Origin of the sequence: Variovorax sucrosi (assembly GCF_051216635.1) — a bacterium.
Taxonomy (GTDB): domain Bacteria; phylum Pseudomonadota; class Gammaproteobacteria; order Burkholderiales; family Burkholderiaceae_C; genus Variovorax.
The window spans coordinates 128,854-144,162 of sequence record NZ_JBPJZU010000004.1; the positions used below are offsets into that span (position 1 = coordinate 128,854).

At 68.4% G+C, this 15,309-nt stretch carries 15 protein-coding genes and 1 riboswitch; of the genes, 11 read left to right on the top strand and 4 right to left on the bottom strand.

The window, feature by feature from the left end; all coding sequences use genetic code 11:
* Positions 1–223 precede the first annotated feature (223 nt).
* The 7 genes from ACSFBE_RS09450 to ACSFBE_RS09480 are packed head-to-tail and all read left to right on the top strand — an operon-like array spanning position 224 to position 7,137.
* Positions 224–1,207: a tripartite tricarboxylate transporter substrate binding protein gene (locus tag ACSFBE_RS09450; RefSeq protein ID WP_435490118.1), complete on the top strand. Its 984-nt coding sequence runs from the start codon at positions 224–226 to the stop codon at positions 1,205–1,207.
* A 21-nt stretch (positions 1,208–1,228) separates the two neighbouring features.
* A complete protein-coding gene (locus tag ACSFBE_RS09455; protein WP_435490119.1) occupies positions 1,229–2,392 on the top strand; it encodes a Gfo/Idh/MocA family protein in 1,164 nt (387 codons plus the stop codon).
* 11 nt (positions 2,393–2,403) lie between these two features.
* Complete coding sequence (locus tag ACSFBE_RS09460; RefSeq protein ID WP_435490120.1) at positions 2,404–3,591, top strand: dihydrodipicolinate synthase family protein; 1,188 nt, start codon at positions 2,404–2,406, stop codon at positions 3,589–3,591.
* Positions 3,592–3,629: 38 nt separating this feature from the next.
* Positions 3,630–4,598, top strand: a complete 969-nt coding sequence (locus tag ACSFBE_RS09465; RefSeq protein WP_435490121.1) for a Bug family tripartite tricarboxylate transporter substrate binding protein — start codon at positions 3,630–3,632, stop codon at positions 4,596–4,598.
* The gene (locus tag ACSFBE_RS09470) at positions 4,588–5,289 is read left to right on the top strand and encodes an SDR family NAD(P)-dependent oxidoreductase (protein WP_435490122.1); all 702 of its coding nucleotides are present in this window, start codon (positions 4,588–4,590) and stop codon (positions 5,287–5,289) included. Before ACSFBE_RS09465 ends, ACSFBE_RS09470 begins: the two co-directional genes overlap by 11 nt.
* On the top strand, positions 5,286–6,230 hold the full coding sequence (locus ACSFBE_RS09475) for an NAD(P)-dependent oxidoreductase (RefSeq protein WP_435490123.1): 945 nt from the start codon (positions 5,286–5,288) through the stop codon (positions 6,228–6,230). Before ACSFBE_RS09470 ends, ACSFBE_RS09475 begins: the two co-directional genes overlap by 4 nt.
* 7 nt (positions 6,231–6,237) lie before the next feature.
* Entirely contained in the window at positions 6,238–7,137 is a 900-nt protein-coding gene (locus tag ACSFBE_RS09480) for a sugar phosphate isomerase/epimerase family protein (protein WP_435490124.1), read from the top strand.
* A gap of 102 nt (positions 7,138–7,239) precedes the next feature.
* Here the strand turns inward: ACSFBE_RS09480 and ACSFBE_RS09485 are convergent, their stop codons facing one another.
* Positions 7,240–8,118, bottom strand: coding sequence for an AraC family transcriptional regulator (locus ACSFBE_RS09485; protein WP_435490125.1), 879 nt, complete (start codon positions 8,116–8,118; stop codon positions 7,240–7,242).
* 140 nt (positions 8,119–8,258) lie between these two features.
* Here ACSFBE_RS09485 and ACSFBE_RS09490 point away from each other — a divergent pair, with 140 nt between their 5' ends.
* Both ACSFBE_RS09490 and ACSFBE_RS09495 read left to right on the top strand, forming a co-directional pair.
* Complete coding sequence (locus ACSFBE_RS09490; protein WP_435490126.1) at positions 8,259–9,350, top strand: DNA glycosylase AlkZ-like family protein; 1,092 nt, start codon at positions 8,259–8,261, stop codon at positions 9,348–9,350.
* A gap of 99 nt (positions 9,351–9,449) precedes the next feature.
* A riboswitch (FMN riboswitch) is annotated at positions 9,450–9,606 on the top strand.
* Positions 9,607–9,699: 93 nt separating this feature from the next.
* Positions 9,700–10,203, top strand: coding sequence for a 6,7-dimethyl-8-ribityllumazine synthase (locus ACSFBE_RS09495; protein WP_435490127.1), 504 nt, complete (start codon positions 9,700–9,702; stop codon positions 10,201–10,203).
* A gap of 17 nt (positions 10,204–10,220) precedes the next feature.
* Here ACSFBE_RS09495 and ACSFBE_RS09500 read toward each other — a convergent pair whose 3' ends face one another.
* Both ACSFBE_RS09500 and ACSFBE_RS09505 read right to left on the bottom strand, forming a co-directional pair.
* The gene (locus ACSFBE_RS09500) at positions 10,221–10,976 is read right to left on the bottom strand and encodes a sulfite exporter TauE/SafE family protein (protein WP_435490128.1); all 756 of its coding nucleotides are present in this window, start codon (positions 10,974–10,976) and stop codon (positions 10,221–10,223) included.
* 7 nt (positions 10,977–10,983) lie between these two features.
* On the bottom strand, positions 10,984–12,237 hold the full coding sequence (locus ACSFBE_RS09505; protein ID WP_435490129.1) for an MFS transporter: 1,254 nt from the start codon (positions 12,235–12,237) through the stop codon (positions 10,984–10,986).
* 155 nt (positions 12,238–12,392) lie between these two features.
* Between ACSFBE_RS09505 and ACSFBE_RS09510 the strand changes: the two genes are divergently transcribed.
* Together ACSFBE_RS09510 and ACSFBE_RS09515 are read left to right on the top strand one after the other, a co-directional pair.
* A complete protein-coding gene (locus ACSFBE_RS09510) occupies positions 12,393–13,187 on the top strand; it encodes an AraC family transcriptional regulator (protein ID WP_435490130.1) in 795 nt (264 codons plus the stop codon).
* 39 nt (positions 13,188–13,226) lie between these two features.
* Positions 13,227–14,927: a SulP family inorganic anion transporter gene (locus tag ACSFBE_RS09515; RefSeq protein ID WP_435490131.1), complete on the top strand. Its 1,701-nt coding sequence runs from the start codon at positions 13,227–13,229 to the stop codon at positions 14,925–14,927.
* Here the strand turns inward: ACSFBE_RS09515 and arfB are convergent.
* Complete coding sequence (arfB, locus tag ACSFBE_RS09520) at positions 14,896–15,309, bottom strand: alternative ribosome rescue aminoacyl-tRNA hydrolase ArfB (RefSeq protein WP_435490132.1); 414 nt, start codon at positions 15,307–15,309, stop codon at positions 14,896–14,898. The two genes, ACSFBE_RS09515 and arfB, sit on opposite strands and share 32 nt — an antisense overlap.

A 15,309-nucleotide genomic window follows, 5' to 3' on the forward strand; every position in this document is an offset into this window, starting at 1 on the left:
GCTTCCTTCTGCCGCGGCGCGCCCCTCGCGGCCTCGCAACACAACCTGACGACGCCCACGCGCGATGCGCATCAGCGCTCGGGTAATCCCTGACTCGGACCTTCCGCACGGCGATTGACCGTAGCGCGCCATCGGCCGAAAATTGCACTCAATTCACCAACTGGTGAATTAACGAGTTCCCCGGCATTCGACCAAACCGACTCAGAGACGAACGGAGACATCCATGACCACTTTCGCCCGCATCGCCGCGGCCGCCTCGATGGCGTGCCTCGCCGCATTGACCACCCCAGGCGCCGTCGCGCAGAACGGCTACCCCAACAAGCCGATCCGCGTGATCGTGCCCTTCGCCGCCGGCAGCACCACGGACATCATTGCCCGCGCCATCACCGACAAGATGAGCCAGAGCATGGGTCAGACGCTGGTGGTGGACAACCGCGGCGGCGCCAGCGGCACGATCGGCCAGCAGGCCGTGGCCACGGCCGCGCCAGACGGCTACACCATCATGATCCACTCGTCGTCGCACACGGTGAGCCCCTCGACCTTCGCCAAGCTGCCGTTCGACACCGTCGGCGACTTCGTCGGCATCACGCCGATCTCGTCGCTGCCCAACGCGCTGGTGATCTCGCCTGCGAAGAACATCAAGACGCTGAAGGAACTGGTGGATACGGCCAAGGCCAAGCCGGGCACCATCAACTTCGCTTCGGCCGGCCAGGGCAGCGCCACGCACCTGAACGCCGAGAAGTTCAAGATGGCCGCGAAGATCGATGCGACCAACATTCCCTTCAAGGGATCGGGCGAGGCGGTGACCGAAGTGCTGTCGGGCCGCGTCGACTACTACTTCTCGCCCATCGCACCGGTCATCGGCCAGATCAAGGAAGGCACGCTGCTGGCGCTGGCCGTCGGCTCGCCCAAGCGCGCCGCTGCATTGCCCAACGTGCCCACCACGGCTGAAGCCGGCGTGCCAGGTTCCGAATTCAACTTCTGGATCGGAATGATGGCGCCGGCCAAAACACCGAAAGACGTGGTGAACCGCCTGCACGACGAAGTCGAAAAGGCACTCGCATCGCCCGAAGTGAAGGAGCGTTTCCTCAAGCTCGGCGCCGATGCCTGGACGCTCAAGCCCGAGCAGTTCGATGCCTACATCAAGGACGAGATCAAGAGCAACGCTGCACTCGTCAAGGCCGCTGGCCTGCAACCCACCCAATAACCTCAGAACCACGCAACCACCATGGCTACACAACGACTCGGACTCATCATGCACGGCGTCACCGGACGCATGGGCATGAACCAGCACCTGATCCGCTCCATCTGCGCCATCCGCGCGCAGGGCGGCGTGGCGCTGTCGAACGGCGACAGGGTCATGCCCGACCCGATCCTCATCGGCCGCAACGCCGAGAAGATGGAGGCCCTCGCCAAGAAGCACGACATCGCACGCTGGGGCACCGACCTCGACAAGGCGCTCGCCAACCCCGACGACACGATCTTCTTCGACGCCGGCACCACGCAGATGCGCCCCACGCTGCTGGCCAAGGCGATCCGCGCCGGCAAGCACGTGTATTGCGAGAAGCCGATCGCGACCAACCTGAACGAAGCCGTCGAGATTGCGCGGCTGGCGGAAGGCTCGGGCCTGAAGCACGGCGCCGTGCAGGACAAGCTCTTCCTCCCGGGCCTGCGCAAGCTCGACATGCTGCGCCGCGCCGGCTTCTTCGGCCGCATGCTGAGCGTGCGCCTGGAGTTCGGCTACTGGGTGTTCGAAGGCGACCTGCAACCGATTCAGCGTCCGAGCTGGAACTACCGCAAGGAGGACGGCGGCGGGATGATCCTGGACATGATGTGCCACTGGCGCTATGTGCTGGACAACCTGTTCGGCGAAGTGAAGTCGGTGTCCTGCCTGGGTGTGACGCACATCCCGAAGCGCTGGGACGAAAGCGACAAGCCCTACGAGTGCACGGCAGACGACGCGGCTTATGCCACCTGCGAACTGATCGGCCACAACGGCGAACCGGTGGTGGCGCAACTCAACATGAGCTGGGCGACACGCGTGCGCCGCGACGACCTCGTCACCTTCCACGTCGACGGCACCGACGGCTCGGCCGTCGCTGGACTTTCGTCATGCCGTGCGCAGTCGCGCGTGGCCACACCGCGCCCGGTGTGGAACCCCGACGAGAAGCAGACGATGAACTTCTTCGATCAGTGGCAGGACATTCCCGACTCGCAGGTCTACGACAACGGCTTCAAGATCCAGTGGGAGCACTTCATTCGCCACGTGGTCGAGAACGAGCCGTACAAGTGGACGCTGCCCGAAGGCGCCAAGGGCGTGCAACTGGTCGAGGCCGCGCTCGAATCGTGGAAGGACCGCCGCTGGGTCGACGTGCCCGCGCTGAAGGTCTGAGGAGCAGCGCCATGGCACTCACCCTCACCCTGCCGACCGCGAACCTGTCCCTGGCACCGTACACGTTGAAGGGCAGCGTGCCCGTGAAGCCAGCGGCCGGCGTCAAGTTCAACCGCATCGCCTACTCGGCCGCGCACGTCGTGGCCGATCCGCTCGCCGTGGTCGATCCGTGGCTGCAGGCCGCCGTCGACTGGGACACCACCATCGCCTACCGCCAGCACCTCTGGTCGCTCGGCCTGGGCGTGGCCGAGGCGATGGACACCGCGCAGCGCGGCATGGGCCTCGACTGGCCGACCTCGCTGGAACTGATCCGCCGCTCGCTCGATGCAGCGAAGGATGTGCCTGGTGCATTGGTCGCCTCGGGCTGCGGCACCGACCACCTGAACCTCGACGAGGTGAAGAGCGTCGACGACGTGATCCGCGGCTACGAAGAACAGATGGCCGCCATCGAGAAGCTCGGCGGCAAGTTGATCGTGATGGCCAGCCGCGCGCTGGCACGCGTCGCGAAGAGCCCGGCCGATTACGAGCGCGTGTACGACCGCATCCTGTCGCAGGCGAAGCAGCCCGTCGTGCTGCACTGGCTCGGCGAGATGTTCGACCCTGCGCTGGCCGGCTATTGGGGCACGAGCGACGTCGACGCCGCCATGGACACGGCCGTCGGCATCATCGCGGCGCATCCGGACAAGGTCGACGGCATCAAGATCTCGCTGCTCGACAAGGACAAGGAGATCGCGATGCGTCGGCGCCTGCCCTCGGGCGTGCGGATGTACACCGGCGACGACTTCAACTATGCGGAGCTGATTGCGGGCGACGGCCATGGCAGCGAGCCGATGCACGGCCAGAGCGATGCGCTGCTCGGCATCTTCGACGCCATCGCGCCTGCCGCGAGTTCGGCGCTCGGCGAACTCGCTCAGGGCAACGTCGAGAAGTTCCACGCCATCCTCGGCCCGACGGTCCCGCTGTCGCGCCACATCTTCGCGGCACCCACGCGCTTCTACAAGACGGGTGTGGTGTTCATGGCCTGGCTCAACGGCCACCAGACGCACTTCACGATGGTCGGCGGCCAGCAGAGCACGCGTTCGCTGCAGCACTTCGCCGAACTGTTCCGCCTGGCCGATGCAGCCAGCGTGCTCGAGAAGCCCGAGCTGGCGGTGCAGCGCATGAAGACGCTGCTGGCAATACACGGCGTCGACGCCTGACCGAATCGACGCTTCAGACAACAACCGGAGACAAGACCATGAAGAAGAGATTCCTGCTGAAGGCCATCGTGCCCGTGATGCTGGCCGCCGTCGCCGGTGGCGTGTTCGCACAAGCCTGGCCGACCAAGCCGGTGCGCGTCGTCATCCCCTTCCCGCCCGGTGGCACGCTCGACACGGTGGGCCGCCTGCTGGCGCAGAAGCTCGGCGAGCAAACCGGACAGAACTTCATCGTCGAGAACCGGCCCGGCGGCAACGGCACCATCGGCGCCGACAACGTGGCCAAGGCGCCGGCCGACGGCTACACGCTGCTGTTCAACGCCTCGACCTTCACGACGGCGCCGATGACGATGAAGTCGGTGCCCTACAGCGTGGTCGCCAACTTCACGCCGGTGGCGCTGGTCGCCAAGGCGCCGCTCTCGGTGGCGATCAACAAGAACCTGCCGATCACCGACGTGAAATCGCTGGTCGCTTACGCCAAGGCGAATCCCGGCAAGATGACCTTCGCGGTCGGCTCGATCGGCTCGGCCGGCCACCTCTCGACCGAGATGCTCAAGCGCGCCGGCAAGCTCGACTACCTGATCGTTCCGTACAAGGGCACAGCGCCCGCCTTCCAGGACCTGATCGGCGGACAGATCGACGGCTTCATCGACCCGATCCTCGGCTCGCTGCAGTACCACAAGAGCGGCATGCTGCGCGTGGTCGCGGTGACCTCGAAGGCGCGCGCGGCCAGTCTGCCCGACGTGCCCACGGTGGGCGAGACGATCGACGGCTACGAGTTCTATAGCTGGTACGGCCTGTGGGGCCCGGCCAAGCTGCCGGGCGACATCACGCAGCGCCTGAACGCCGAGGTCAACAAGGCGCTGGCCAGCGCCGACATGCGCGAGAAGCTCACGCCGCAGGGCTTGCTGCTGACGCCAGGCTCGGTCGAGGACTTCGCGAAGTTCCAGCGCGACGACATGGCCGCGTCGCAGAAGATCATCACGGAAGGCAATATCCGTGTCGAATGACCGGCGGCACGCTGTCGTCACCGGCAGCAGTTCGGGCATTGGGTTCGCCATCGCCCGGCGGCTGCTGGACGATGGCTGGCACGTCACCGGTCTCGACCTGGCGCCGGCCACGCTTGCGCACGCTGCCTTCACGGCGGTCGCGGTCGACCTGCGCGACGGCGCGGCCACCGAGCAGGCGAGCCACACCACGCTGGAAGGCGGCGCCATCGACGCGCTGGTGCATGCCGCCGGCGTGCTGCGCGTGGGACCGCTCGGCGCGCTCGACGCCGACGCGGGCCAGCTGATGTGGCAGCTGCATGTCGATGCGTTGACGCGCATCGCCGGCGTGCTCGTGCCACGCATGCAGCAGGCGGGCCATGGCCGCGTCGTGATGGTCGGCAGCCGCGTCGCGCGCGGCATGGCCGGACGCAGCCAGTATGCGGCCACCAAGGCCGCGCTCGTGGCGCTGGCGCGCAGCTGGGCCGCGGAGGTCGTTGCCGATGGCGTGACGGTGAACGTCGTCTCGCCGGCCGCCACCGCCACGGCCATGCTCGACGACCCGGCACGCCAGTCGGCCGCGCCGCGCGTTCCGCCGCTGGGCCGCCTGATCCAGCCGCAGGAGATCGCTGCGCTGGTGGCCTACCTGCTGTCGCCCGATGCGGCTGCAATCACCGGCCAGGAGATCCAGATCTGCGGCGGGGCTTCGCTGTGACCTCGCCTTCTCCCAACGCACCGCAGCGTGTGTTCGACCGCTCGCTGCCGGTCGGCCTCGTCGGTCTCGGCCTGGTCGGCACCGCGCTCTCGCTGCGGCTCAAGCAGGCGGGCTTCGAGGTCGTCGGTTTCGACATCCGCTCCGAGGCGCGTGAGGCACTGCAAACACAAGGGCTGCGCGTCGCCGCATCGCCCCGCGAACTCGGCATCGACTGCCAGGTCGTCGTGCTTGCCGTGTTCGACACGGCCGGCGCCATCGAAGCCATCGAAGGCCCTGACGGCCTCCTTGCAGGCGGTGCGGTGGCCGCGGTCATCGACTGCTCGACCGGCATCCCCGAGGCGCTCGAGGCCCTCGCACAACGGCTCAGCGCGCGCCACATCGACCTCATCGAAGCCCCGCTGTCGGGCTCCAGCAGCCAGATTGCGGCCGGCGAGGCCACGCTACTGCTGGGTGGCGACGCCGAAGCGATCGAGGCGCTGGCGCCCTGGCTGTCGGCGCTGTCGTCGAAGCGCATCCATGTCGGCGGCGCCGGGGCCGGTGCGCGCGCCAAGCTGGCGACCAACCTGGTGCTGGGCCTCAACCGTGCTGCCCTGGCCGAAGGCATGGTGCTGGCCGAATCGATGGGCATCGCACCGGCGCGTTTTCTCGAACTCGTGTTGGCCACGCCGGCGCGTTCCGACGCCGCGCTGGCCAAGGGCGCGATGATGGTGGCCGAAGACTTCGCGCCGCAGTCGCGCATCCGTCAACATCTGAAGGACGTCGACCTCATGCTGGACCATGGCCAACGCACGGGGCAGCGCCTGCCACTGTCCGAAACCCACGCCGCGCTGATGCGCGCCGCCGTCGCCGCGGGCGATGGCGAGCTCGACAACGCCGCCATCCTGCGGCAGCTGCGCCGAGAGCGGACCTTGCCCCCTTCCACCTTCACCGACGAACACTGAGATTCCGATGCGCGACTTCTCGCAAGACCACGACTGGCTTTCCATCAACACCGCGACGGTGCGCAAGCAATCGGGCGCCGAAGTGCCGCTCGACCGCATCATCGACCAGTGCGCCGAACGCGGCATCCGTGCCATCAGCCCGTGGCGCGACCAGGTGGCGGCGGTCGGCCTCGACAAGGTGGCGGCACAGTTGAAGGCCCACGGCATCGGCCTGTCGGGCTACTGCCGCGGCGGCTTCTTCCCTGCGCCCGATGCGGCCGGTCTGAAGGCCGCGCTCGACGACAACCGCCGCGCCATCGACGAAGCGAAGACACTGAACGCGCCCTGCCTGGTGCTCGTGGTCGGCGCCCTGCCCGGCGCGCTCGACGGCAAGGCCGCCTACACCGACATCGCACGCGCCCGCAACGAGGTGCGCGACGGCATCGCTGCGTCGCTCGAGTACGCCCGCGAGGTCGGCATGCCGCTGGCCATCGAGCCGCTGCACCCGATGCAGGCGGCCGACCGTGCCTGCATCAACACGCTGGAACACGCGCTCGATGTCTGCGACGAACTCGATCCTGGCAAGACCGGCATGCTCGGTGTGGCGCTCGACATCTACCACGTGTGGTGGGACCCGAAGCTGCAGCAGCAGATCGCGCGTGCGGGCACCGGCCCGGAGGGACGTGACGGCCAGCGGCTGCTGGCCTACCACGTGTGCGACTGGCTCACGCCGACGCGCGACCTGCTCGCCGACCGCGGGATGATGGGCGACGGCATCGTGGAGCTGAAGAAGATCCGCGGCTGGGTCGAGGCCGCGGGCTTCGACGGCTTCAGCGAAGTCGAGATCTTCTCGGTGCTCGACTGGTGGAAGCGCAGTGGCGAGGAAACGCTCGACACCTGCATTTCACGGCACAAAACTGCGGTCTGATTTTCGTCGGACGAGCGCATGCCCGCACGGCGCGAGCCCGCCTTTGGCAAGCCGCGCTCCGTCCCGGGAACGGAGCGGCCTCGGTGAGTCGATGGGCGCTGATCAGACTTTCACGGGGACGTGGAAGTCGATGAACGACCCTGGCTTCTGCGGATCAAAGCGGCCATCGTAGAGCTCAAAGTCGGGTCCCTCGATCACCGTCAAGCGCGAGGCTGGGATCAACTCGCCCCAGATCGCCGCCATCGCCTGCTTGATCTGCGGGTGCAGCGCCGTGCCATCGAGCGTGATGCGGAACACGGCATAGGTCGCAGCCGGGATCTCCATCGTCGAGAAGCTCGGCGGCGGCGCGCAGGCGGACTCCACACCGACACCCGCCATGTACTGAAAGCTGCCCTCCGCCTTGTCCACATGGGAGACAACGCCGTAGGTCGCCCAGCTCTCGGCTTGGCCTGCGATTGGCAGAGCGCCGATCAACGCGGACCACAGCTGTGGAATCTCCGCCTTGGTGGCCTCGTCGAATCGGCGCGCCGGGCCAGCGACGCGGAAAGCGGGCATCGCTACCAGCCCTCGCAGGCAAACGACGGATGTGTTCTGGTCGGTAGGGAGGTTCATGGGATATTGGCCTTCGATGGGTTCGACCGCGAATCCGGTGCGGAACCGGCCCGGGGAGACGCCGAACAGGCGCTTGAACGCCCGCGTGAACGCCTCCTGGGATTCGAATCCGCAGTCGAACGCCAGGTCGACGAGCTTGAGGTTCGGCTCGTCGCAGAGCCGTCGGGCCCCGCGGACGAGTCGGCGGCCGCGCACATGGGCCATCACGCTGCGGCCCATGCGCGCGGTGAACAGCCGTGAGAAGTGATACGGCGACAGGCCGACCCGCGCCGCAACCTGCTCCAGCGTCAACGACCGGTCGAGCTGCTGCTCTATCCACGCGACGACGCCCGGGAGCGGGTCAAGGTCAAGGGGTGACGGGCTGTTCATGCCTGCATCATGTCAACAGCACTGCGTCGTGTCTTGACCGAATTTGCTACGCAGACGAAGTACCGGATCGCGCCCAGCCGAGAGGAGCACGCGTGGTCGCTCTCGAGCCGTACCGAACTCGAGGCTGCAAAATTCGCTCCATGCCCAACCCGACAGTCGACGACCTGCGGCGCTATGCCATCACCCGCACGCTCTTCAAGCCCACGACGCTGCCGCGCGCCATCCGGCAGCTCGGCTTCGTGCAGGCCGACCCGATCCGCGCACCGGCACGCGCCCAGGACCTGACCCTGCGTCACCGCGTGAAGGACTACCGCGCCGGCGATCTCGAAGCCCGCTACACACGGCTCGCCGTCGAGGAAGACTGCCTCGTCAACTACGGCTTCCTGCCGCGCGAACACCTGGCGTTGATGCATCCGCGCGAGGCCAAGCGCGCGTGGGACGCCGAGACACAGCGCAAGGCCGCCGATGTGCTCGCCTACGTGCGCGAGCACGGGCCGGTGCATCCACGCCAGGTCGACGCGCACTTCGCGCACGGCCGCATGCAGAACTACTGGGGCGGCTCGAGCAATGCGAGCACCCATCTGCTCGACGGCCTGCACTACCGCGGACTGCTGCGCGTGCTGCGACGCGACAACGGCACGCGCGTGTACCAAGCCATGACGCATCTGCCTGCGGACGAGAGCCCGGCCGGCCGCGCACGACGCGCCGCCGCACTGATCGACCTCGTGGTGCGCAAGTACGCACCGCTGCCGGCCGCCAGCCTGACCTACCTCGTGCGCCTGCTCGGCTACGGCGCGCCGCACCTGTCGGTGCAAACGCAGGCCGCGTTGCGGCTCGCGCGCGAGGCGCTGGCCAGTTGCCGCATCGACGGTACGGTCTGGTACTGGCCAGCCGACGAGAACCCCGCCTCGCGCCGCCATGCACCCGACGATGCCATCCGGCTGCTCGCACCCTTCGACCCGGTGGTGTGGGACCGCCGCCGCTTCGAGCTGCTCTGGGGATGGACCTACAAGTTCGAGGCCTACACGCCAGAACCGAAGCGACAATTCGGCTACTACGCATTGCCGATGCTGCAGCACGAACGCGTGCTCGGCTGGGCCAACGTGTCCGCACGGGCAGGATCGCTGCAGCCGAGCTTTGGCTATGCCGGCAAGAAGCCGACAGGTGCCGCGTTTCGCGCGGCGCTCGACGACGAAATGCAGCGCATGACGGAGTTTCTTGCAGCGCGCTGAACAAGCCACCTCGCCGCGCTCAAGGGTTTTGCCCCATGGGCGACAGCGCGCGTTTCGCAGCGTGCCTAGAATTCACACCGCCCCGGCGCGAGCCGGGACATGCGTTCTCAGGGCGGGGTGAAATTCCCCACCGGCGGTGACGGCGACTCGTTCGCACAAGCCCGCGAGCGCCTGCGCTGCGTCATGCATCGCAGGGTCAGCAGACCCGGTTGGAATCCGGGGCCGACGGTCACAGTCCGGATGAAAGAGAGCGCGGACCGTCGGCATGGCTGCGCGCGTTTCGTCGTGCGTGGCCGGCCACCGGCTTCGTGCGCCCTGATTCAGGAAACCTGCTTTCAAGAGGCACACCGTGAGTCAGATCAACGACCTTCCCCTTTCGGCCATCTCGGCTTCCGAGCCGCAGCGCGTCGCTTTCATCGAGGCGCAATGGCATGCCGACATCGTCCACCAGGCTCGCCACGCCTTCCTCGCGGAGATGGAGCGCCAGGGCTTCGCGCGCGATCGCATCGACGTGATCGCCGTGCCCGGCGCCTTCGAGATCCCGCTGCATGCCAAGCGCCTGGCGCTGTCGGGTCGCTATGCGGCCATCGTCGGCTGTGCGCTGGTGGTCGACGGCGGCATCTACCGCCACGAGTTCGTGGCCGACACGGTGGTGAGCACGCTGATGTCGCTGCAGCTCGAGACCGACGTGCCGATCCTCTCGGCCGTGCTCACGCCGCACCACTTCCACGAACACGTCGAACACCGCAAGTACTTCCACGCGCACTTCGCAGTGAAGGGCACCGAGGCGGCCGACGCCTGCATCAAGACCATCGAAGGGCTGCGGCAGGTCGACGCGCTGCTGGCCGCCTGAGCAAGCAGGCCTTTCGGTCAGCGCTGCAGCAGCGTCGGCAGCGACGACGCCAGCAGCATCACGCCCGACACCGTCAGCAACCCCAGCACGATCTGGCGGAAGGCCGCGTCGCTGATGCCGACGTAGAGCCGCGCACCGAGCAGCACCGGCACCAGCACGCAACCGGCGACGATGGCCAGCATCGGCAGCATCGCCAGGCCCACGTTGCCGGCGCCCAGGTGCAGCGCGAAGGCGACGGTCAGCATCGCGAGGTTGAAGTTCTGGATGACGGCGCGCTGCGCGTCCTTGTCCATGCGGCGCAGCGTGCACCACAGCGTGGGGATGGCACCGGCGAAGCCGCCCACGCCGCTGCAGATGCCGCCGGCCAGGCCGGCCACCGCATCGGCCACGCGTCCGCCGGCGGTGATGCGCGGCAGGTTGCGCGCCATCAGCATGGCCGGGCACCAGATCACCAACAGCGCGCCCAGGCAGGCCTTGAACACGGTCACGTCGAGCCGCGGCAGCAACCAGACGCCGAGTGGCACGCCGACCAACCCGCCGACGACGAAGGGCAGCAGCAGCCGCTTGTCGAAGCGGCGCTTCTGCGAGAAAGCGGCGATGAGCTGCCCCGTGAGCGCGCCGAAGGTGGCCAGCACGGCCGCGAGCTTCGGCTCGACCGTCCAGGCCCAGATCGACATGGCGACCAGGCCGAACGCAAAGCCCGACAGGCCTTGCACGAAACCCGCCACGGCCGCGCCGAGCGCGACCAGCAGGTAGAGCGAGAGGGGCTCCAAGCGCCGCTCAGGCCGAGGCCGGCACCAGCGCCTCGCGCCGCACGCGGCGCACGTTGAAGGCGCTGGCGATCAGCACGCCCTGCACCAGCGCCAGCCCGACGATCACCGCCGTATAGCGGCCGTTGTCCATCAGGCGCCCGAAGACCAGCGGCGCCACCGCCTGCCCGATGTCGAGCCCGGCGTAGACCACGCCGTAGACGCGACCCGTGGCATTGGCTGGCGTCGACTTCTTCACCAGCAGGTCGCGCGACGGCCCGGCGATGCCCGACGCGAAACCCATCGCGCCGAACAGCACCGGCACCAGCACCGGCGCGAAGTCGGCGAAGGCCAGCACCAACGCCAACGCGGCGGCGATGCCGAAGCCCGCACCCACGATGCGCTCGCAGCGCGACGGGTCCGATGCCAGGAAGCCGCCGACCACCATGCCGGCCGCGCTCGCGACCATGTAGACCGTCAGGCACACCGCGATCAGCGCCACCGGCACGGCGTGCAGATGGCCGGCCGCGGCCGGCGCGAAGGTCTGCACCACGCTGATGACCATCGCGTAGAAAAAGAAGAAGCCGAAGCACATCCACACCGCGGGGATGCGCAGGAAGTCGAACTGCCCGGCGGTCGGCAGATGCGCGTCTTGCCCGGTGGCCTTCTGCACCGCCTTCACGTCGAGCGAGAACACGCTGCGGTACAGCCACAGCACCACCAGCACGGCCAGCGCCAGCGCTCCAGCCGCGGCGAGCGCCACGCGCCACGATGTCGCCAGCGCGATCGGCACCACGAAGGCCGGCGCCAGCGCCCAGCCCAGGCTGCCGGTGATGCCGTGCACGCTGTACGCATGGCCCAGCCGCGTGGGCGCGACCTTGCGGTTGAAGAGCGTGTAGTCGACCGGGTGGAACACGCCGTTGCCCACGCCACCGACCACCGCGCTGGCCAGCAGCATCCAGTAGCTCTGCGCCATCGCATAGCCGAAACCGGCCAGCCCGAGCAGGCCGAGCCCGACGAACAGCACCGGCCGCGGGCCCAGCTTGTCGACGATAAAGCCCGAAGCCGCCTGCACCAGGCACGAGACCACGAAGAACACGGTGAGCACCGCGCCCAGCTCGGTGTAGCTCACGTTGAACGCGTCCTTCAGCCAGGGGAACAGCGGTGCCAGGATGAGCTGGCTGAAATGGCTGATCGCATGGGCCAGGCCCACCAGGCCGATGAGCTGTGCGTCCGTGCGCAAGGTGTTCGCGGCGTTGGGAGGAGCGGCAGGGGCTTGGGACATGGCGACGTGCGGAAGATCGGAGGCATTGATCGTAGGCCGAGCAGACGCGGCAGAATGGCGATAGATAGACAACATTTGTCGAAACCATGACAGTTGCTGAACCGAATGCCGAATCTCCTCGATCACGGCCGCAGAACCCTCCGTCGACCACCACGGTGGTGGAGCCCCTCACCCCGCACCTCTACGCGCCCGACGCGGTGCGCCCGCTGCGCGCCAAGGAGCACTTCCTGCAGGCCGATACCTTCGTCGAACTGCATGTGCACCCCTGGCCGCAACTCACCTTCTCGACCCGCGGCGTGATCCGGCTAAGCACGCGGGACGGCAGCTACATCGTGCCGCCCTCGCGCGCGCTGTGGGTGCCGGCGGACGTGCCGCACAGCATCACGCTGATCGAAGACGCCGAGCTGCGCACGGTGTACGTCCACAGCTGGCTGGCACCGCCCTGGGAGCGCTGCGAGGTGCTGGAGATCAGCCCGTTGATGCGCGCCCTGATGCTGGCGCTGGACACCGCGCCCGACGGCCGACCGCCGGCCGACCCGCAGGCGCCGCACCGCGAGCGGATGATTGCGCCGCTGCTGATCGACGAGATCGAACGCGCCACGCAGATCCGCATCGACGTGCCGCTGCCGGCCGACAAGCGCCTGCGCCAACTGTGCGAAACGCTGCTGCGCAACCCGGCCGACCGCGCCACGCTGGCCGAACGCGCCAGCGCCATCGGTGCCAGCGAGCGCACCGTGGCACGCCTCTTTCGCGATCAGTTGGGCATGAACTGGCAGCAATGGCGCCAGCAGGCGGTGATGGCGCATGCGCTGCCGCTGCTGGCGCGCGGCATGGCGGTGAGCCAGGTGGCGACCGCCAGCGGCTATGCCACCGACAGCGCCTTCTGCGCGATGTTCAAGGCCGCGACCGGCCGCTCGCCCACCGCGTTCCAGCACAAGAAGCCCAGATAATCCCGCGGTGCATCTCGAACACTTCTGCGCGCCGTCACCATGGCGATGAACCGCGACCGGCTGCTGCGCTGGCTCCCCTTCCTGGCTTGGCCGCGTCCCGACCGCGCACTGCTCGTCAACGAGGCTTCGGCCGGCATCACCGTCGCGCTGATGGTCATTCCGCAGGGCGTCGCCTACGCTGCCCTCGCCGGCATGCCGCTGGTCACCGGCGTCTATGCGGCGCTGTTCCCTGCCCTCATCGCCGTGCTGTTCAGTTCGTCGGCGCGGCTGTCGGTCGGGCCGACCGCCCTCACCAGCCTGCTGGTCGGTGCTTCGCTGACGCCGCTGGCCGTCCCGGGCAGCCGCGAATGGGTCGCGCTCGCGGTCTGGCTCACGCTGCTGTCGGGCGCGATGCAGCTGCTGCTGGGCGTGGTGCGCTTCGGCTGGCTGCTGCGGCTGGTGAATTCACCGGTGCTGATGGGCTTCACGCAGGGCGCGGCAGTGCTCATCACGCTGTCGCAACTGCCCGCGCTGCTCGGCTTCACCGGGCGCAGCTACGCGCAACTGCTGCAGGGGCCGCCGCCGGATGTCATGGCGATCGGCTTCGGCCTCGGTGGCATGGCCATGCTGTGGGCCGGCAAGCGCATCGCACCGCGCTTCCCCACCACGATGGCGCTGGTGGCCGTCAGCGCCGCGGCGAGCGTCGCCGTCGGCTATGCGCTCCGGGGCGGTGCCGTGATCGGCGCGCTGCCCTCGGGCCTGCCGTCGTTCTACTGGCCCGGCGGGCTGGGCGCCACCGAACTCGGCACCCTGCTGCTGCCGGCCTTCCTCATCACGCTGGTCAGCTTTCTGGAGACGGCGTCGAGCGCCAAGGTCGACAACGCGCGCGCGGGCAAGCTCTGGAACGAGAACCAGGACCTGATCGGCCAGGGCCTCGGCAAGATCGCCTCGGGCCTCACCGGCTCGTTCCCCACCAGTTCCTCGTTCTCGCGCTCGGCCATCACGCTGTATGCCGGGGCGAAGACGCAGTGGTCCACGCTGTTCAGCGTGATCGTCGTGGCCGCCGCGCTGCTGTGGGCGATGCCGCTGCTGTTCCATGTGCCGCAGGCCGTGCTCGCGTCGGTGGTGGTCACGGCCACGCTGGGGCTGATGAAGCCCCGGGCCTTCGTGGCGCTGTGGCGCATCTCGCGGATCGAGGCCGCCATCGCGGTCGCGACCTTCGCACTCACCATCGCGACCGCACCGTCGATCTACTGGGGCGTGCTCGGCGGGCTGCTGGCGGCGCTCGCGCACTACATGTACCGGCACCTGCATCCGCGCATCATCGAAGTAGGCCTGCACGCCGACGGCAGCCTGCGCGACCGGCACCTGTGGCACCTGCCGCCGCTGGCGCCGAATCTCTACGCCTTGCGGATGGATGCCGAGCTCGACTTCGCCTCGGCCAGCACGCTGGAGCACGCCATCACCGCGGCCCTGGCCGAGCGGCCGGGGCTCACCGATGTGTGCCTGTTCGCGCACCCCATCAACCGCGTCGACCTGACCGGCGCCGAAGTCTTCGGCAACATCCGGCGGCTGCTCGAATCGCAGGGCGTGCGCCTGCATCTGTCGGGCCTCAAGCTGCCGGCCCAGCAGGTGCTGGAACGTGCCGGGCTGCTGAAGCCCGGTGCGCTGTTCTTCAGCTACCGAACCGATGCGGAGGCGCTGGCGGCATTGCGTGCAGCCGCAGATGTCAGTCCCGAACCCGCCCTCGCAGGCTCTTGACCTCCGACCGCTGGCTCTTGCCTTCCAGCCGCCGCTGCTTGGAGCCATAGGTCGGCTTGGTGGCGCGGCGCACGCGCGGCGGTGTCGCCACGCTGTCGACCAGCGCCTGCAGCCGTGCCAGCGCATCGCTGCGATTCATCTCCTGGGTGCGGTGCTGCTGCGCCTTGAGCACCAGCACGCCTTCCTGCGTGATGCGGCTGTCGCGCAGGGCGAGCAGGCGCTCCTTCACGTCCGGCGGCAGCGAACTGGCCAGGATGTCGTAGCGCAGGTGCACCGCGCTCGACACCTTGTTCACGTTCTGGCCGCCCGCGCCCTGCGCGCGGATGGCGCTCATCTCGACCTCGTCGGGGTCGATCTCCAGGGGGCGGCGGCTCGGGGTCAT